Origin of the sequence: Streptomyces sp. NPDC093510 (genome assembly GCF_040683555.1) — a bacterium.
Taxonomy (GTDB): domain Bacteria; phylum Actinomycetota; class Actinomycetes; order Streptomycetales; family Streptomycetaceae; genus Streptomyces.
On sequence record NZ_JBFBEE010000020.1, the window covers coordinates 29202 to 46211 of the forward strand.

Below are 17010 nucleotides of genomic sequence, written 5' to 3' on the forward strand. Positions count from 1 at the left end.
GCGGGACGGCATTCGGGACGGAGGCCGGCCGGCTCCGGGCGTCCCCGGAACCGACCGTTCTCTTGGGTGACCGGGCTGCTGTCCCCTGCCGTCCGGTCACATCACTGGAGTGAGGTCCCACGGCGCAGGGACGCAATCCCTACGCCTCATCGCTCCAGCGGAGCCACGCGTGGTTCTTACGGGCCCGCCCCTGGCTGGCACGGACACCGGGACCAACGAAGCCCGCCCGGAACCGGTCACGCGCCGTACGGGTGAGAACCGATCCGAACTCAGTTCCGCAGACGACCGTGGGGCTCGCGCGGGGTCAGACGCGGCCCCGGCACAGCTCCAGGAGGGTCATCGCGAGCGTCGTGCCGGGCTTGCCGAGCGCGTCCCTGTAGTGGGCGAGGATCTCCATCTCGCGGGAGAGGTTCACGCGGCGGCCGCCGGAGGTGATGCGGGCTTCCTGGATGACGGCCGAGACGGCCATCCGTTCCTGCACGAGGCCGATGATCCGGTCGTCGAGCGTGTCGATCCGCTCACGCGCGTTCTCGATCACACCGGCGGCCTCGGGGGTGCGGGCACCGGTCTTCTCGGTGGCGGTGGCGGTGGTGGTGCCGGCGGCGGTGCTGGTCATCTTGGGGCTCCTTGTCGGAAGAGGTGCCCCGGAGCGGCAGGACCCGCGTACGACAGAGCGCCCCGGGCCTTGTCGGCCCGGGGCGCCCGGTAAGTCGCTTGTCGGTGGGATCAAGCAGCTCGACCATGGCAGCCGGCAGGCCGGTTGCCATAGGTAAAGAGGAAGCTGAGGTGCTTGGTCACGGGGTCAGTATGCCCCCACGCGCGTGTGCCGGGTCAATCGGGACCGGCGCACCGCTCGGATGCTGAGACGCCCGTCCGGGCTGCGTGCGGCCGGACGCCCTCCGCGCGGGGCCTGCCGTATCCGACGAGGGCGGGCCTGTCGTATCCGACGAGCGAGGGCCTGTCGTATCCGAAGAGCACGGGCCCGTCGTATCTGCCGAGCGGGGGCCCGTCGCATCCGACGAAGGGGTCGCGCCGCGCCCGTTAGAATTGACAAACACAGACCCCCTGCTCACGCACGAGCCTCTGCTCACGCACCGCTCAAGCTCAACGCCGGAAGGCCGCCGCCGTGCCATCAGCGCCCCCCGCTGCCGCCGCTCCCGACACCGTTCTGGTCGTCGATTTCGGAGCGCAGTACGCCCAGCTCATCGCCCGTCGCGTCCGTGAGGCCCGCGTCTACAGCGAGATCGTGCCGAGCACGATGCCCGTCTCCGAGATGCTCGCCAAGAAGCCCGCCGCCATAATCCTGTCCGGCGGCCCTTCCTCGGTGTACGCGGAGAACGCGCCCAGCGTCGACCGCCAGCTCTTCGAGGCCGGCGTCCCCGTCTTCGGCATGTGCTACGGCTTCCAGCTGATGGCGACGACCCTCGGCGGCACGGTCGACAACACCGGCGCCCGCGAGTACGGCCGCACCGCGCTGGCCGTCTCCAAGGCGGGCTCCACCCTCTTCGAGGGCACCCCCACCGAGCAGTCGGTGTGGATGTCGCACGGCGACGCGTGCAGCGCGGCCCCCGAGGGCTTCACGGTCACCGCGTCCACGGACGTCGTGCCCGTCGCGGCCTTCGAGGACGACGAGAAGAAGCTGTACGGCGTGCAGTACCACCCCGAGGTGATGCACTCCACGCACGGCCAGCAGGTCCTCGAGCACTTCCTGTACCGCGGCGCGGGTCTCAAGCCGAACTGGACGACCGGCAACGTCATCGACGAGCAGGTCGCCGCGATCCGCGAGCAGGTCGGCACCAAGCGCGCGATCTGCGGCCTCTCCGGCGGCGTGGACTCCGCGGTCGCCGCGGCTCTCGTGCAGAAGGCCATCGGCTCGCAGCTGACCTGCGTGTACGTCGACCACGGCCTGATGCGCAAGGGTGAGACCGAGCAGGTCGAGAAGGACTTCGTCGCCGCGACCGGCGTCAAGCTGAAGGTCGTGGACGCCCAGGAGCGGTTCCTGAACGCCCTTGCCGGGGTCAGCGACCCCGAGGAGAAGCGGAAGATCATCGGGCGCGAGTTCATCCGCGTCTTCGAGCAGGCCCAGGCGGAGATCGTCGCCGAGGCCCCCGGCGACCAGCCGGTGGAGTTCCTGGTCCAGGGCACCCTCTACCCCGACGTGGTCGAGTCGGGCGGCGGCAGCGGCACCGCGAACATCAAGTCCCACCACAACGTGGGCGGGCTTCCCGAGGACCTCGAGTTCCAGCTCATCGAGCCGCTGCGCAAGCTGTTCAAGGACGAGGTCCGGATGGTCGGCGCCGAGCTCGGCCTGCCGGACGAGATCGTCCAGCGCCAGCCGTTCCCCGGTCCCGGCCTGGGCATCCGCATCGTCGGCGAGGTCACCAAGGACCGCCTCGACCTGCTGCGCGAGGCCGACGCCATCGCCCGCGAGGAGCTGACGGCCGCCGGTCTCGACCGCGAGATCTGGCAGTGCCCCGTCGTGCTGCTGGCGGACGTCCGCAGCGTCGGTGTCCAGGGCGACGGCCGCACCTACGGCCACCCGATCGTCCTGCGCCCCGTCTCGTCCGAGGACGCCATGACGGCCGACTGGACCCGCATGCCGTACGACGTCCTCGCGAAGATCTCGACGCGCATCACGAACGAGGTCGCCGACGTCAACCGCGTCGTCCTCGACGTGACGTCGAAGCCGCCGGGGACCATCGAGTGGGAGTGACCCCCAGGGTCCTTCCCCAGGCTCGCTGAGCGCCGGTGCCGCCATTCCCGAACAGGGTGGCGGCACCGGCGCTCTCACGTCCGCCGTGTCGTACGGACCGGTTCCCCCGGCTTCCACAGCTGCACCGCCAGGTACTTCCCGTCCTCGATGCCGATGCGGACCACCTCCGTCAGCTCGGTGCGGAAGAGGTGGAAGGCGCCCGGGTCCGGCGGGTTCACCGAGTCCGCGTAGCGCGCGACGGTCTCGGGGTCGCGCACCTCGACCGCCCGGCCCGCGATGCGGACGTCGCCGCCCGCCATCTCCGTGCCCGGGCCCGGGTTCGCCTGCAGCGCGAAGCGCGGATCGCGGCGCAGGTCGATCGCCTTGAGGGAGCCCGGCATCATGCCGAGCCACAACTCCCCGTTCAGGAAACGCACCTCGATCCCGGTGGTGCGTGGCGCCCCGTCCTTGCGGAGCGTCGCGAGGGTGTGGTGGGTGAACGCGCCGAAGCGCTTCTCGACCATCGCGGCCAGATCCGGTTCGGCCGCGACGAAGGCTTCCCAGTTGAATGGCATACGCCGAGTCTCCCGCCGATACCGGACATCTCCTGTCGCCTTTGCTCGCTCCGTCGATCGTGACGTGCCTCTGTCCTCCTGTGCTTCTCACCGGTAACTTCCGCCCCGTACAGCCAGAGATGGAGGACAGATGCAGGCGCCCACACCGATACCCGTCGAACGGTTGCAGTTCGCGATGCCGCCCGTCCACGAGTCCGTGGCGGACGAACGGCGGCACCGCAAGGAGAGGCTCGCGGGCGCGCTGCGGATCTTCGGGAGGCTCGGATACGAGGACGGGGTCTCCGGCCACATCACCGCACGCGACCCGGAGTACACCGACTGCTTCTGGGTGAACCCCTTCGGGATGGCCTTCAAGCACATCACCGTCGGCGACCTCGTCCTCGTCAACGCCGAGGGGCAGGTGGTCGAGGGGCGCCATCACGTCAACCAGGCCGCGTTCACCGTCCACGCCCAGGCCCATCTGGCGCGGCCCGATGTCGTCGCCGTCGCGCACTGCCATTCGCTGCACGGCCGTGCGCTCTCCACACTCGGCGAACTCCTGGACCCGATCACCCAGGAGTCCTGCGCCTTCTACGAGAACCACGCGCTGTACGACGGCTACACCGGTGTCGTCGTCGACGCCGAGGAGGGCCGCATGATCGCGAGCGCGCTCGGCGGACACAAGGCGGTCATCCTGCGCAACCACGGCCTGCTCACGGTCGGGGACTCCGTCGACGCCGCCGCCTGGTGGTTCATCTCCATGGAACGCTCCTGCCAGGTCCAGCTGAGCGCCCGCGCCGCGGGCCGCCCGGTGCTGATCGGCCACAAGCAGGCGGTGCAGACCCGCGAGCAGCTCGGCAGCGATCTGGTCGCGTGGATCAACTACCAGTCTCTGTGGCAGGACATCAGCCGCAGCGAACCGGATCTGCTGGCCTGACCCGGCCGTCAACGCCGTGCCGGTCCATTCACCCCCGCTGACCTGACCCCGGCAGTGCGTTCGCCTTTCAGTGCGGCACAATTCGCTTTCTCTGCAAGGAAGTTCGCAAGGGGCCCCAGGGGCTTCGAGGGTGGGGAAGGCGGCGTACGCGGTGGCAGTGCAGGAGGCGGGGCAGGGCGTGCACGGGGGTGGCTGCACATGCGGCGGCTGCCCGCACGGCGCGCGCGAGGGGCACCGGCGGGCCGTGGCCGCATTCCTCGCCAAGCGCGACGAGCTCGCGACCGGGCAGGGGCTGCCCGCGGCCGTCGCCCACTCGGCGGGCGCCTCGCGGCAGTGGGTGTCGGACGAGCTGACACAGTCCGCGTACGACGTCGCCGAGCGCGGCAGGGCGGAGGGCGAGGCCTGGCTGCGACGGCTCTGGACGCGCACCCTCGGCGTCGTATGGGTCTCCTTCGGCGTACTGCTCCTGGTCCAGGCGCTCACCGCGATCGGCACCGGCTGGTCGGACGCGCGCACGGCCGGGCTCCTCGCGGCCCTGGTCGTGGGCGGCCTGCTGACCGGCGCGGCATACGCCCACCGGGCGCGCGGCGGGGTCCTCGCCCCGGTGATCGGCGAGGACAACCGGCTCTCCACCTCGCGTGCCGTGGCCGCCTCCTGGGTGCTCCTCGTCGTCTTCGCCGTGCTCGTCCTCGCGGGCGAACTCGCCGCGGCCTCGGACCACGGGCAGCGCGACCAACTGATCGCCGGTCTCGAACTCGCCCGCGCCGCCGGAACGGTGACCGTCCTCGCCGTGGTGTGCGCGGTCGCCGTCCTGGTCCGCAGAGTCGTCGGCCTGCGCGTGCTCGGCCAGCGCCTGCAGAAGGTGCGCGCGGACCGGCCGCGGCCCGCCGACCCGCTCACCGACGACGCGGGCCGCGGCAGCTTCACCGACGCGCAGTACGTCCTGGTCAACGCCGTCGCCGTGGTCTTCGCCGCCGTACGTCTCGCACGACGGCCCGAGCAACTGCCCGACCTGCCCTGGGGCCTCGCCCTGCTCGTACTGGTCTCGGCCGCCACATACCTCGCGGGCAAGTACTCCGAAGGCAGCCGTCCCGTGATCCTCTCCGTCGTACGCGCCCGCGAGGCCGGCGACCTCGACGCCCCCATCCGCACGGGCGACGACATCGAGATCCGCGGCGTCGGCTTCGTCCCGCCCGGCGCCGGGGACGCGGACCGGCTCGCCCGCACGGTCGTCCGCATCGGTGCCGTGCACGTCCACGTGCCGCTCGTGCCCGTGCCCGGCGGCTTCACCAACCCGACCGACGCCACCCTGACCGTCCCCGTCCCCGTCGACGTCGAACCAGGCCGCGTCGAGGTCCAGGTCGTCACAGCCGCCGGCGTCGAGACGAACCGCGTCACGATCGACGTCACGGACTGACCCACCGCCATCCCCCCTCCCAGAGCTTTCGGACCGGTACCCGAGAAACCCGCCGCACCCGCCGCACGCCAGTGAGCAGCACCCCCTCTTCGTACGTATCGTCAAAAGACGGGACCACGACCACGCGAGAGGCGGCGGAGTGCCATGGCCCACGGCATGCGTACGAACAGCCACACCCACCACACCAAGCGTGCCGACTGGCGGGAGTCCGCCACCCGTTACGCCCTGCTCCCCCTGCGGATCTTCCTGGGCATCACCTTCATCTACGCCGGTCTGGACAAGCTCACCGACAGCACCTTCATGCAGGCCGACGGCGAAGGGTCGATCGGCGCCCAGATGGACGGCGTCCGTGACATCTCCGCGATTCCCCCTCTCGTCGACCTGTCCCTCAAGAGCCCCGTCGGCTTCGGCTACGCCATCGCCCTGGGCGAACTGGCCGTCGGCATCGGCACCCTGGTCGGCCTGCTCGCCCGGGTCGCGGCGCTCGGCGGTGTGCTCATCTCGCTCAGCCTCTGGCTGACCGTCAGCTGGCACGAGACGCCCTACTACTACGGCAACGACCTGGCGTACCTGATGGCGTGGCTGCCCCTGGTGCTCGCCGGGGCCTCCGTGTTCTCCGTTGACGCCCTGCTCGCCGCCCGCCTCGGGAAGTCCCCGGGGCCCGGCTGACCGGGTTGTCCGCCTAGTCCAGCTAGACCAGCTAGACCGGCTAGACCGGCTAGTCCGGCTGTTCCTCGGGGCCCCCGGCGCGGCCGCCCGGACGACCGCGCCGGCTCGGGCGTATCCCATGGATCGTCGCCGCCACGCCCGCCAGGAACAGGCCGGCCATCACGAGCGGCAGCGCGACGAACCAGGGCGCGTCCCAGGCACCGCCCGCATCGCCCGCGTACACGATCGCGACCACCAGCAGGCAGAGTCCTGCCACCAGCTTCCCGGGGTGGAATTCATGACGTAGCACGGGTCACCTTCGCTTGTCCGACGCCGACTTCGAGGCGCAGATCTATCGTGCCGCCGTCCTTGCTGCCCGCGGGCGGCTCCAGCGTCACCTTCTTCTCCCGGCCCGGAGCGATGTCCAGATCCTTGTTCATGTCGTCGGGCAACACGATGTCGCCGACGCCCACTTCCGCGTCGAGCCGCACGGTGGCGTCCTTGGGCACGATCACCCGGAGGTCGCCGACGCCGACCTCGGCACCGGTCTTCAGCGTCTTCCCCTTGCCGATGTCGATCCTGCTCAGGTCGAGGGTGCCCCGGCCGAGCCCCACCTCGTACTGGGGGCGGATGTCCGCGGCCGTCATCGGTATCCAGTCCGTGCGGGCGTAGTGCGTGGTGATGTTCTTCGGGAGGGCTGCCGAGGCGGCGAGGAGCCCGGCGGTCAGCACCGCGAGCACGATCGAACCCGCGCCGGTGCGCCCGAGGAAGGCACTGACCGCGATGCCGAGTCCGAACACCGCCAGCGCGCATGCGAGACCGGTCTGCAACGTCGTGCCGAGCGGCTGCTCCTCCCACGTCAGGCCGGTCCCCAGACCGCCCGCGAGCAGGGCGAACAGAAACACCCAGCCGCCGATCCAGCGTGGCCCGCGAGGCGTCGGCGCGGGGGCGGCCGTCGCCGTCTCCTTGCGGAGCATGCCGTGGCGATCCGTCGGCTGATAGCCGATGTCGATGCCCTCGGGGCCCCAGAAGTAGCCCGAGATCCCGTCGTACGTACCGTCCTTCACTATCGGGTCGCGCCACCATGAAGGGCCAACGGTGACGGGCGGCGCCTTCGCCTCCGGCGGGGCGTCCGCCGCGGCCTGGGCCGCCACCGGATCGGTGTCGAGAGTGTCGCGCTGCTGCGACCAGTACCCCGCACCGGCCAGGAGCAGGGCGAGGACGGCGGCGAAGGTGAGCGCCCCGCCGTTGTTCAACAAGGTGAGGAAGACGCCGCAGCCGACCAGGGCGAAGAGCACCGCGGTCAGCGCCTGGCCGTCGACCCGGCCGGACAGGAGCCTGCGCGCCTCGTTCTCCTCCTCGTCCTCATACGGCACGAAGAGCCAGGCGAAGCCGTAGAAGACCAGGCCGAGACCGCTCGTGATCGCGAGCACGGCGAGGCCGATACGGAAGATCACCGGGTCCATGTCGCAGTGCCGGCCGAGCCCGGCGCACACGCCGCCGAGCTTCTTGTGCCGACGGTCGCGGTGGAACTTCCGCTCCTCCGCGGGCAGGCCCGGCGCGTGACCGCCCGCGGGACCACCCGGCTCGCCGTGCGCGATGCGCAGGGCATCGCGGATGGCGGCCTCGGTCTCCGTCTCGGCGGGCTGCTGATCTCTCATGCGTCCATGGTGACCGCCCCGGGCCCGCCGCGGCAGTCGGGAAGACCCTGGCCCAACCCTGATATCGCCCCTGAGACGCCTCGGGTCGCACCCCTGACAGGGCCGCGGCAGGGATTGAGATCAGGGAAGTCTCGGGGGTCGACCCTGATGCTCGTACCCGCGCCCGCGTGTGAATATCGATGACATGCCGGAAGCCGCTGCACCGCCCATCGACGACGTCCGACCGCTGCGCAAGCTCTATCGCAGCGGCGACGGCCGTTGGCTCGGCGGTGTCGCACGCGGTCTGGCCGGACACCTCGGGCTGCCCGTCATCTGGGTCCGGCTGATCTTCGTCGGCCTGTTCACGGCGGACGGCCTCGGCGCGCTGCTGTACGCGGCGTTCTGGTTCTTCGTCCCGCTCGGCGTGGGCGGCGTGGACGCCGAGCGGCCGCCCGCTGCCGTCACGAGCGAGACGACGCCGGACGGCCGACGCAGACTCGTGGCCCGCAAGCCCGACAAGGGGCAGCTCGTCGCGCTCCTTGCGATGGTCGTCGTCGCCATGGTCTTCGTCGGCAATGTGGATCTGGACGGTTCGACCAAGGCGTACGTCGTCCCGACCCTGCTCGTCGCCGCGGGCGTCGCTCTCGTCTGGCGCCAGGCCGACAACGCCCGCAGGGCCCGCTGGATGGCCGTCGGCCGCCGCAGGCGCACCCTGACCATCGCCAGGTCGGCGGCCGGAGTGCTGCTGGTGGGCGCCGGGGTCTCCGGCATCTTCGTGCTGCAGGGCTCCGCCGCGCACCTGGGCGCCGTGCTGCAGGCCTCACTCGCCGTGCTCGTCGGCATCGCGCTGCTCGCCGGCCCCTATCTCGTCCGCATGATGCAGGACCTCTCCGAGGAGCGGCTGATGCGCATCCGGGCACAGGAGAGAGCCGAGGTCGCCGCCCATGTGCACGACTCGGTGCTGCACACCCTGACTCTGATCCAGCGCAACGCGGAGAGCGCGGGCGAGGTGCGCCGCCTCGCCCGCGCCCAGGAGCGCGACCTGCGGGCCTGGCTCTACAAACCCGGGGGCACCGGCAAGGACGAGGACGAGGAGCCCGACACCCTCGCGGAGGCGGTCCGCCACAGCGCCGCGGAGGTCGAGGACAAGCACGGCGTCCCCATAGAGGTCGTCGTGGTCGGCGACTGTCCGCTCGACGAGCCGCTCACCGCACAGATGCAGGCCGCGAGGGAAGCGATGGTGAACGCCGCCAAGTACGGTGGCGAGGGTGGCGCGGTGCAGGTCTTTGCCGAAGTCGGGGACGAGACGGTGTTCGTGTCCGTCCGGGACCGCGGTCCCGGCTTCGATCTGGACTCCGTGCCGGACGACCGCATGGGCGTACGAGAATCGATCATCGGCCGCATGCAGCGCAACGGCGGCACGGCGCGACTGCGCGCGGTGCCCGGCGGCGGTACGGAAGTCGAGCTGGAGATGGAGAGGACGGGGACGACATGAGCGACGCTAGCGGGGCCGGCGGGCCCACGGAGCCGACCGGGACGGACGAGGGCGGCGGTGCGGGCGGGCGTCGTGTGCGAGTCGTCCTGGTCGACGACCACCGAATGTTCCGTACCGGGGTACAGGCGGAGATCGGCCGGACCGAGACCACCGGTGTCGAGGTCGTCGGCGAGGCCGCGGACGTCGACCAGGCGGTCACGGTCATCACGGCCACGCGCCCGGAGGTCGTCCTCCTGGACGTGCACCTGCCGGGCGGCGGTGGTGTGGAAGTCCTGCGTCGCTGCTCGCCGTTGATGGCTGACGCGGAGAGCCCGGTGCGCTTCCTCGCGCTGTCGGTCTCCGACGCCGCGGAGGACGTCATCGGTGTCATCCGGGGCGGTGCCCGCGGTTATGTCACCAAGACCATCACCGGTACCGACCTGGTGGACTCCGTCTTTCGTGTGCAGGACGGCGACGCGGTGTTCTCGCCGCGTCTCGCGGGGTTCGTCCTGGACGCGTTCGCCTCGACGGACGCGCCTCCGGTCGACGAGGACCTGGATCGCCTCACGCAGCGTGAGAGGGAGGTTCTGCGGTTCATCGCGCGCGGGTACGCGTACAAGGAGATCGCCAAGAAGCTCTTCATCTCCGTGAAGACGGTCGAGTCGCATGTCTCGGCGGTGCTGCGGAAGCTACAGCTGTCCAATCGGCATGAGCTGACGCGGTGGGCTACGGCTCGGCGGCTGGTCTGACCGGACCTCGGCAGGGTGGGCTTCGGCGGGTGCGGCGTCAGCGGCGCGCGGGGGTGGTTAGCCCTGCGGTCGGGGTCAGTTTCCGTAGCGCCCAGCGGTAGTGGCCGGCGGCCTTCGTGGCGCCGAGGAGGCCGGTCAGCCAGAGGATCAGGCCGACACCCATGCCGAGGACGACGTCGGCGTATGTGTCGTGGCCCGGTTCGGCGTGCGCGGTCGCGGTGAAGGACATCCACAGGCCCAGCGTGCACACGGCGAGGGACGACAGGAGCCAGAGGAGGCTGAGCCCGGGGGAGCGCAGCCGGGCGTCGGATGTCGGGTGCCTGTCCAAAGTGAGCCAGGCGTCGGTGAGTCGACGGATGCGCCGGTCGCGGCGGATGCCCAGGGCGACGCCGATCACCGCAGGGGCCAGCACCGCAAGGCCGAGGATCACGAGGACCGGGCCCAGCAGGAAGACGGAGGCGTCCTTGTCGTCGATGTACCGGAGCGGCTGGATCAGCAGGGCCCAGCCGGTGACACCGCCGAGGCCGCACAGCCACAGCAGTAGGAGCCGGCTCACCCCGAGGTGCCGTCTGCGCAACTCCTCCAGGGCCATGCCGCGGTCGGTGAGCAGCGTCTGCCGGTCCGGCCAGGTGCGCAGATGGACGGGTGGCGGGGGCGGAGGCAGCGTACGACTGGGCATGCTCGTGACATTACTGGCGGGCCGACCCCTTGATCGCCGGGGCCCGCTCACCGGGACCCGGACGGCAGGGCCTGGATGGCAGGTGCCGGGTGCCGGGTGCCGGGTGCCGGGTGCCGGGTGCCGGGTGCCCGTGGTGGTGCGGTGGTTCAGGCCACGCGTGTCGCCCCCGCGAACGGCATCTGGTCGATGGGTGCGAGCCGTACGGGTGCGCTCGGGTTGGGGGCGTGGATCATCTGGCCGTTGCCGACGTAGAGGCCGACGTGGCTGATGCCCGAGTAGAAGAACACCAGGTCGCCGGGGCGCAGTTGGGAGCGCGGGACGCGTTCGCCCGAGGCGATCTGGGCGTAGGTGGTGCGGGGCAGCGCGACACCCGCCGAGCGGTACGCGGCCTGGGTGAGCCCCGAGCAGTCGAACGCGTTGGGGCCGGTGGCGCCCCAGACGTAGGGGCTGCCGATGGCCTTGTACGCGTAGGAGACGGCGGACGCGGCGCGGGCGTTGGGGGCCTTGGAGGGCGTGCCCGCGGCCGCGTCGCGGCCCGCTGAGCGGGTGGCCCGGTCACCCTCGTCGTCGGCGACCCTGGCGCGCTGGTCGGCGGTGAGCCGGGACAGCAGCCGCTTCGCCTCGCCGAGCTTCCCGGTGATCGTCTTCTTGTGCTTGCGCAGTTCCGTCTCGCGCGTGCGGAGGGCGGCCAGTCGGTCGTCGGCGCGGCCGCGCAGCCGGTCGAGCTCCTGAACCTGCTCCCGCACTTCGCCGACGGCCAGGGCCTGGCGGCTGCCGGCGCGGTCCGCGCGGGCCGCGCGGTCCAGGAACTGGTCGGGGTCGGAGGAGAGCGCGAGCTGCATGGAGGGGTCGATGCCGCCCGCGCGGTACTGCGCGGCGGCGAACGAACCGAGGCTGTTGCGGGCGGTGTTGAGCTTCTCCGTCTTGCGGGCCGCCGTGTCGCGCAGTTCGCCGAGCGATTTCTCGGCCTTCTCGGCCTTCTCCTTCGCGCCGTTGTACTTCTCGGCCGCCGTCTCCGCCTCGCGGTAGAGCGAGTCGACCTTGGACTTCACCTCGGCGGGGCTGAGCCGGGGGTCCGCGTGTCCCGTGCCGTCGAAGGCGGTCGCCGAGGCGGCTCCCGCGAGGGCGAGGGTCGCGGCGGTGCGGGCCGTGCTGCCGGTGAGCGAGCGCTGCTTGGGCTTGCGGTGCGCTGCCACGAAGTGGGGCTCCTTACGTGTCCGGCGGCGGCCCGCACAGGGGGAGCGGGCCACCGCCGGGTTTCTCGGCGGTGGTGGCCGACGGCCGTCCTGGGTCGGACGACGGTGGGGAGTCGGTCACCTGGTGGAGGACGCTAAACCTGGGCGTCACGAGTTGGTGACCGATTGTGCGCAACTGACGGAAGTGGGCGGACAGTGACCGACTACGCCCGTGCCGCTCACGGGACAGCACCCGCTTCGGGCGTGGCTGTGACCGATGGCTCGATTCCGACTTGCCTGCCCGGGTGGTGGTGGTACGGGGGCGCCTGCCGTGGCCGGCTGGGCGCCCGGCTAGGCTCCGGCCTCATGGACCTACTCATCCATCTCTTCGTCGGCCTGCACATCATCGGCATCGCCTCGCTCCTGGGCGGCTTCCTGACCCAGATGAAGCAGATGGGCCAGGGTGCCGCCCGCTTCACCCCCGGGATGCTGCACGGCGCTTTGATCATGCTCGTCACCGGTGTGGCCCTGGTGGGCCTCAACCAGGCGGACGACAACACGGTCAACAACGTCAAGATCGGCATCAAGCTGGCCCTGCTGATCGTGATCCTCGCGCTGGTCTATGTGAAGCGGGACGAGGAGAAGGTCGACAAGGGCATGTTCGGCGCGGTCGGCCTGCTGACCACTGCGAACATCTTCATCGCCGTGCTGTGGACCTGAGTTTTCCGCCTCTACGCGCGCGTGGCCCGCATCCTTCCCGGATGCGGGCCACGCGCTTTGTGCTCAAGCGGGGCGCACCACGCTGTGGATCGGCATGTAGTAGATCGACTCGACGCGGACGTTCGCGCCCGGCTTCGGGGCGTGGATCATCTTGCCGTTGCCGATGTAGATCCCCACGTGACTGATGTCGTCGTAGAAGAACACCAGGTCACCCGGCTCGGCGTCGGCGGTCTTCACGGTCGTGCCGACCTTCACCTGGTCCCACGTGGTGCGCGGCAGGGAGATCCCCGCGGCCTTCCACGCGTCCTGGGTCAGCCCGGAGCAGTCGTACGAGTCCGGGCCGGTGGCGCCCCAGACGTACGGCTTGCCGATCTGGGCCTCCGCGAAGTCGATGACCTTCGCGGCCTTGGTGGCGTAGCTGCCGTCCGTGCTCCCGGGGCCCGAACCGGAACCGGAACCGGAACCGGAACCGGAACCTGAGCCCGCGTCCGAGCCCGTGTCGGAGCCGGAGCCGGAGCCGGAGCCGGAGCCGGAGCCCTGCCCCTCCTCCTGCTCCTTCTCCCGCTGCGCCGCCTCCTCGGCCTTGCGCTTGCGCTCCGCCTCGGCGGCCTGCTCGCGGGCCAGCTTCTCGGCCTTGCGCTTGGCCTCCTGCTTCTTCTTCCGCTCGATCTCCGCGAGCCGCGCCTTCTCCTCGGCGGTCAGCTTCGAAAGGAGCTCCCGCGCGTCGCCCAGCTTCTTCTGGACGGTCTGCTTGCTCGTCCTGAGGTCGTCCCGCGAGTCGCTCAGCGTCTCCAGGCTCTTCGCTGCCTTCGCGCGCTGCTTGGTCGCCGACGCCTGCTGCACCTCGTAGTCGTCGACCGCCTTCTTCTGGCGCGTGGTCAGCCGGCCCGCGAGGTGGCTCTGGTCGAAGTAGCCCTGCGGGTCGTCGGCGAGCATCATCGTGGCCGTCTCGGAGACGGCGCCGGTGCGGTACTGCGCGGCGGCGAACGAGCCGAGCTCCTTGCGCGCGTCGTTCAGCTTGTCGGTGCGCTTGGCCACGTCGTCGAGCAGGTGGTCGACCTTCTTGCGCTGCTTGTCCGTGCGCTCCTTGGCCGAGTTGTACTTCTGGGTGGCCACGCCGGCCTGCCGGTAGAGCTCGTCGACCTTCTTCTGGACCTCTTCGAGGCTGGGCTTCGTGGGCGCGGAGGGTGCTGCCTGCGCGCTCTGCGACAGGAGAGCGACGGAGGTGAGGGCTGCCGTCGTGATGCCGATGGCAGGGGCCGTGCGTAGACCGGCGGTACGGGTCCGCGGCTTGCGGTGCGACGCCAAGGGAGGCGACTCCTTCCGTAGACCGCCTACCGGGTTAGCTGTCGGGTTCGGGCGGGTGGTTCGGAAGGCTGCCCTACAGTCCCGTACTACGTACGGGACCGATTCACCCCAAGGTTCGGGTGGGTCCCCGGCTCCGAACATGTCGGACTCGGCGGAGGCCGCCCGTTCCCGGCGGGGTTCGCCGGTGGGGGACGAGTGGCCCGCCGGGCACGCTAGCCAACTCGTGTGGCCCGTGTGAAGGATGATGTTCGATATGCCCGATACATTTTCGTGACTTTACGAGGTCCTTGACACGGGCATGGCGCAGGCGCGTCGGAGCGTAGCGGGGTGTCATCGGACGCGGGCGGGGCGTGAGGGAGTGCGGGGACCATCGGAACCCGCAGCGGTTTGTCAGTGGGGCCGCCTAGACTCGGGAAGCGATGAGCAGCCTCTTTGATGACAGCTTCCTGGCGGACCTGCAGCCTTCACGGGCCGTGGACGAAGAGCCCCCGCCGCCGCCCGAGGACAGCGCTCCGGAACCCGTTCCGGACGACCTGTTCAGCGGGAAGTTCGACGTGCCCATGACCCGGGACTCGCACTACCGCGACGGTGCCCCGCGCCCGGTCATCGACCCGGCGACGCTCCTGGACGGGCTGAACGAGAACCAGCGCGCGGCCGTCGTGCACGCCGGCTCCCCCCTGCTCATCGTGGCCGGCGCCGGCTCCGGCAAGACCCGCGTGCTGACCCACCGCATCGCGTACCTCCTCGCCGAGCGCGGTGTGCACCCCGGCCAGATCCTCGCGATCACCTTCACGAACAAGGCCGCGGGCGAGATGAAGGAGCGCGTCGAGCAGCTCGTGGGTCCGCGGGCGAACGCGATGTGGGTGTCGACCTTCCACAGCGCCTGCGTCCGCATCCTGCGCCGCGAGTACAAGAAGCTGGGCTTCACGTCCTCCTTCTCGATCTACGACGCCGCGGACTCCAAGCGCCTCATGGCCCTGGTCTGCCGCGACCTGGATCTCGACCCGAAGAAGTTCCCGCCGAAGTCCTTCAGCGCCAAGATCTCGAACCTGAAGAACGAGCTGATCGACGAGGAGGACTTCGCCGGTCAGGCCGCCGACGGTTTCGAGAAGACCCTCGCCCAGGCCTACGCCATGTACCAGTCACGCCTCCGCGAGGCGAACGCGCTGGACTTCGACGACCTGATCATGACGACGGTCCACCTGCTGCGTGCCTTCCCGGACGTCGCCGAGCACTACAGGCGCCGCTTCCGGCACGTCATGGTCGACGAGTACCAGGACACCAACCACGCCCAGTACGCCCTGGTGCGCGAGCTCGTCGGCCCCTCCGGAGGCGACGAGGACGACCCGGCCGAGCTGTGCGTGGTGGGTGACGCGGACCAGTCCATCTACGCCTTCCGCGGCGCCACCATCCGTAACATCCTCCAGTTCGAGGAGGACTACACCGACGCGACGACGATCCTCCTGGAGCAGAACTACCGCTCCACGCAGACGATCCTCACCGCCGCGAACGCGGTCATCGAGCGGAACGAGAGCCGCCGTCCCAAGAACCTGTGGACCAACCAGGGCGCGGGCGCCCGCATCACCGGATACGTAGCCGACACCGAGCACGACGAGGCGCAGTTCGTCGCCGACGAGATCGACCGGCTCACGGACGCGGGCGACGCGAAGGCCGGCGACGTGGCGATCTTCTACCGGACGAACGCCCAGTCCCGTGTCTTCGAAGAGATCTTCATCCGCGTCGGCCTGCCCTACAAGGTCGTCGGCGGCGTCCGCTTCTACGAGCGCAAGGAAGTCCGCGACGTCCTCGCGTACCTCCGCGTCCTCGCCAACCCTGAGGACGCCGTCCCGCTGCGCCGTATTCTCAACGTGCCCAAGAGGGGCATCGGCGACCGTGCCGAGGCGATGATCGACGCGCTCTCGCAGCGCGAGAAGATCTCCTTCCCGCAGGCCCTGCGCCGCGTCGACGAGGCGTACGGAATGGCGGCCCGCTCGGTCAACGCCGTCAAGCGTTTCAACACGCTCATGGAGGAGCTGCGGACCGTCGTCGAGTCCGGCGCGGGCCCGGCCGTCGTCCTGGAGGCCGTGCTCGAGCGGACCGGCTACCTCGCCGAGCTGCAGGCCTCGACCGACCCCCAAGACGAGACGCGCATCGAGAACCTCCAGGAGCTCGCCGCCGTGGCCCTGGAGTTTGAGCAGGACAACAACCAGGCCGAGGGCGACAGTCAGGCCGAGGGCGACAGTCAGGCCGAGGGAGCCGGTCAGGCCGAGGGTGCCGGTCAGGCCGAGGGTGCCGGTCAGGCCGAGGGTGCCGGTCAGGTCGAGGATGGAGCGGGTGAGGGTGTCGCTCCGGCCGGGACGCTCTCCGACTTCCTGGAACGCGTCGCGCTAGTCGCCGACTCCGACCAGATCCCCGACGAGGAGGACGACGGCTCCGGAGTCATCACGCTCATGACCCTGCACACCGCCAAGGGCCTCGAATTCCCCGTGGTGTTCCTGACCGGCATGGAGGACGGCGTCTTCCCGCACATGCGCTCCCTCGGGCAGGTCAAGGAGCTGGAGGAGGAGCGCCGCCTCGCCTACGTGGGCATCACGCGCGCGCGCGAGCGGCTCTACCTGACACGGTCCTCGATGCGCAGCGCCTGGGGCCAGCCGTCGTACAACCCGCCGTCGCGCTTCCTCGAAGAGATCCCGGACGCCCACCTGGACTGGAAGCGGACCGGATCGGTCGGCGCGCCCGCCTCGTCCGGACCCGCCGCGGGGATCGCCTCGACGCTGTCGTCCTCGCGCTCGCGTTCCGGCGGCGCCCAGGGGTTCGCCACGCGTCGCGCGTCGGAGAAGCCGGTGGTCTCGCTCGCTGTGGGCGACCGGGTCACGCACGACCAGTTCGGCCTCGGGACCGTGGTCGGGGTGAAGGGGACCGGTGCGAACGCCGAGGCGACCGTCGACTTCGGAGAGCCCAAGCCGAAGCGCCTGCTGCTGAGGTACGCGCCGGTGGAGAAGCTGTAACGCCGGGGG

15 protein-coding genes and 1 riboswitch are annotated in these 17010 nt (G+C 70.6%); of the genes, 8 read left to right on the top strand and 7 right to left on the bottom strand.

All coding sequences use genetic code 11. The annotated features are described in order from the left end of the window. Window positions 1–304 precede the first annotated feature (304 nt). Window positions 305–616 (bottom strand): chorismate mutase, encoded by a 312-nt coding sequence (locus AB0N81_RS29110; RefSeq protein WP_365363427.1) that lies wholly within the window; start codon window positions 614–616, stop codon window positions 305–307. A gap of 510 nt (window positions 617–1126) precedes the next feature. On the opposite strand from AB0N81_RS29110, the gene guaA reads away from it, so the two are divergent. Beyond that, window positions 1127–2713: a glutamine-hydrolyzing GMP synthase gene (gene guaA, locus AB0N81_RS29115; protein ID WP_365363429.1), complete on the top strand. Its 1587-nt coding sequence runs from the start codon at window positions 1127–1129 to the stop codon at window positions 2711–2713. A 74-nt stretch (window positions 2714–2787) separates the two neighbouring features. Here the strand turns inward: guaA and AB0N81_RS29120 are convergent, their stop codons facing one another. Further along, window positions 2788–3267 (bottom strand): pyridoxamine 5'-phosphate oxidase family protein, encoded by a 480-nt coding sequence (locus AB0N81_RS29120; RefSeq protein WP_365363431.1) that lies wholly within the window; start codon window positions 3265–3267, stop codon window positions 2788–2790. A gap of 130 nt (window positions 3268–3397) precedes the next feature. On the opposite strand from AB0N81_RS29120, the gene AB0N81_RS29125 reads away from it, so the two are divergent. The 3 genes from AB0N81_RS29125 to AB0N81_RS29135 all read left to right on the top strand — a co-directional run bounded on the left by AB0N81_RS29125 (window position 3398) and on the right by AB0N81_RS29135 (window position 6269). Beyond that, complete coding sequence (locus AB0N81_RS29125) at window positions 3398–4183, top strand: class II aldolase/adducin family protein (protein WP_365363433.1); 786 nt, start codon at window positions 3398–3400, stop codon at window positions 4181–4183. Window positions 4184–4334: 151 nt separating this feature from the next. Beyond that, window positions 4335–5600: a hypothetical protein gene (locus AB0N81_RS29130; protein ID WP_365363435.1), complete on the top strand. Its 1266-nt coding sequence runs from the start codon at window positions 4335–4337 to the stop codon at window positions 5598–5600. A gap of 144 nt (window positions 5601–5744) precedes the next feature. Next, a complete protein-coding gene (locus AB0N81_RS29135; protein ID WP_365363437.1) occupies window positions 5745–6269 on the top strand; it encodes a DoxX family protein in 525 nt (174 codons plus the stop codon). Between the two features lie 49 nt (window positions 6270–6318). Here AB0N81_RS29135 and AB0N81_RS29140 read toward each other — a convergent pair whose 3' ends face one another. Together AB0N81_RS29140 and AB0N81_RS29145 are read right to left on the bottom strand one after the other, a co-directional pair. Next, complete coding sequence (locus AB0N81_RS29140) at window positions 6319–6558, bottom strand: hypothetical protein (protein WP_365363439.1); 240 nt, start codon at window positions 6556–6558, stop codon at window positions 6319–6321. Beyond that, window positions 6545–7909 (bottom strand): PspC domain-containing protein, encoded by a 1365-nt coding sequence (locus tag AB0N81_RS29145; protein ID WP_365363441.1) that lies wholly within the window; start codon window positions 7907–7909, stop codon window positions 6545–6547. The genes AB0N81_RS29140 and AB0N81_RS29145 overlap by 14 nt, the downstream gene beginning before the upstream one ends. Window positions 7910–8093: 184 nt before the next feature. On the opposite strand from AB0N81_RS29145, the gene AB0N81_RS29150 reads away from it, so the two are divergent. Together AB0N81_RS29150 and AB0N81_RS29155 are read left to right on the top strand one after the other, a co-directional pair. Beyond that, window positions 8094–9383, top strand: a complete 1290-nt coding sequence (locus AB0N81_RS29150; protein ID WP_365363443.1) for a PspC domain-containing protein — start codon at window positions 8094–8096, stop codon at window positions 9381–9383. Continuing rightward, complete coding sequence (locus AB0N81_RS29155) at window positions 9380–10111, top strand: response regulator transcription factor (protein WP_365363445.1); 732 nt, start codon at window positions 9380–9382, stop codon at window positions 10109–10111. The genes AB0N81_RS29150 and AB0N81_RS29155 overlap by 4 nt, the downstream gene beginning before the upstream one ends. Window positions 10112–10148: 37 nt before the next feature. On the opposite strand, the gene AB0N81_RS29160 is transcribed toward AB0N81_RS29155, so the two are convergent. Together AB0N81_RS29160 and AB0N81_RS29165 are read right to left on the bottom strand one after the other, a co-directional pair. Then, a complete protein-coding gene (locus tag AB0N81_RS29160) occupies window positions 10149–10790 on the bottom strand; it encodes a hypothetical protein (protein ID WP_365363447.1) in 642 nt (213 codons plus the stop codon). Between the two features lie 146 nt (window positions 10791–10936). Continuing rightward, window positions 10937–11986 (bottom strand): NlpC/P60 family protein, encoded by a 1050-nt coding sequence (locus tag AB0N81_RS29165; protein WP_365363449.1) that lies wholly within the window; start codon window positions 11984–11986, stop codon window positions 10937–10939. 345 nt (window positions 11987–12331) lie between these two features. Here AB0N81_RS29165 and AB0N81_RS29170 point away from each other — a divergent pair, with 345 nt between their 5' ends. After that, window positions 12332–12685: a hypothetical protein gene (locus AB0N81_RS29170; protein WP_365363451.1), complete on the top strand. Its 354-nt coding sequence runs from the start codon at window positions 12332–12334 to the stop codon at window positions 12683–12685. A 63-nt stretch (window positions 12686–12748) separates the two neighbouring features. Here the strand turns inward: AB0N81_RS29170 and AB0N81_RS29175 are convergent, their stop codons facing one another. Continuing rightward, complete coding sequence (locus tag AB0N81_RS29175) at window positions 12749–13993, bottom strand: NlpC/P60 family protein (protein WP_365363453.1); 1245 nt, start codon at window positions 13991–13993, stop codon at window positions 12749–12751. Window positions 13994–14000: 7 nt separating this feature from the next. Beyond that, a riboswitch (cyclic di-AMP (ydaO/yuaA leader) is annotated at window positions 14001–14157 on the bottom strand. Between the two features lie 255 nt (window positions 14158–14412). On the opposite strand from AB0N81_RS29175, the gene AB0N81_RS29180 reads away from it, so the two are divergent. After that, the gene (locus AB0N81_RS29180; RefSeq protein WP_365363455.1) at window positions 14413–17001 is read left to right on the top strand and encodes an ATP-dependent DNA helicase; all 2589 of its coding nucleotides are present in this window, start codon (window positions 14413–14415) and stop codon (window positions 16999–17001) included. The last annotated feature ends 9 nt before the right edge of the window (window positions 17002–17010 follow it).

What these genes read in the sequence shown, in the direction of transcription:
- AB0N81_RS29155 (WP_365363445.1), top strand. Translation starts at nt 9,380, where the DNA reads ATGAGCGACGCTAGCGGGGCCGGCGGGCCCACGGAGCCGACCGGGACG.
- AB0N81_RS29110 (WP_365363427.1), bottom strand. Translation starts at nt 616, where the DNA reads ATGACCAGCACCGCCGCCGGCACCACCACCGCCACCGCCACCGAGAAG.
- AB0N81_RS29145 (WP_365363441.1), bottom strand. Translation starts at nt 7,909, where the DNA reads ATGAGAGATCAGCAGCCCGCCGAGACGGAGACCGAGGCCGCCATCCGC.
- AB0N81_RS29120 (WP_365363431.1), bottom strand. Translation starts at nt 3,267, where the DNA reads ATGCCATTCAACTGGGAAGCCTTCGTCGCGGCCGAACCGGATCTGGCC.
- AB0N81_RS29160 (WP_365363447.1), bottom strand. Translation starts at nt 10,790, where the DNA reads ATGCCCAGTCGTACGCTGCCTCCGCCCCCGCCACCCGTCCATCTGCGC.
- AB0N81_RS29125 (WP_365363433.1), top strand. Translation starts at nt 3,398, where the DNA reads ATGCAGGCGCCCACACCGATACCCGTCGAACGGTTGCAGTTCGCGATG.
- AB0N81_RS29170 (WP_365363451.1), top strand. Translation starts at nt 12,332, where the DNA reads ATGGACCTACTCATCCATCTCTTCGTCGGCCTGCACATCATCGGCATC.
- AB0N81_RS29180 (WP_365363455.1), top strand. Translation starts at nt 14,413, where the DNA reads ATGAGCAGCCTCTTTGATGACAGCTTCCTGGCGGACCTGCAGCCTTCA.
- AB0N81_RS29150 (WP_365363443.1), top strand. Translation starts at nt 8,094, where the DNA reads ATGCCGGAAGCCGCTGCACCGCCCATCGACGACGTCCGACCGCTGCGC.
- AB0N81_RS29135 (WP_365363437.1), top strand. Translation starts at nt 5,745, where the DNA reads ATGGCCCACGGCATGCGTACGAACAGCCACACCCACCACACCAAGCGT.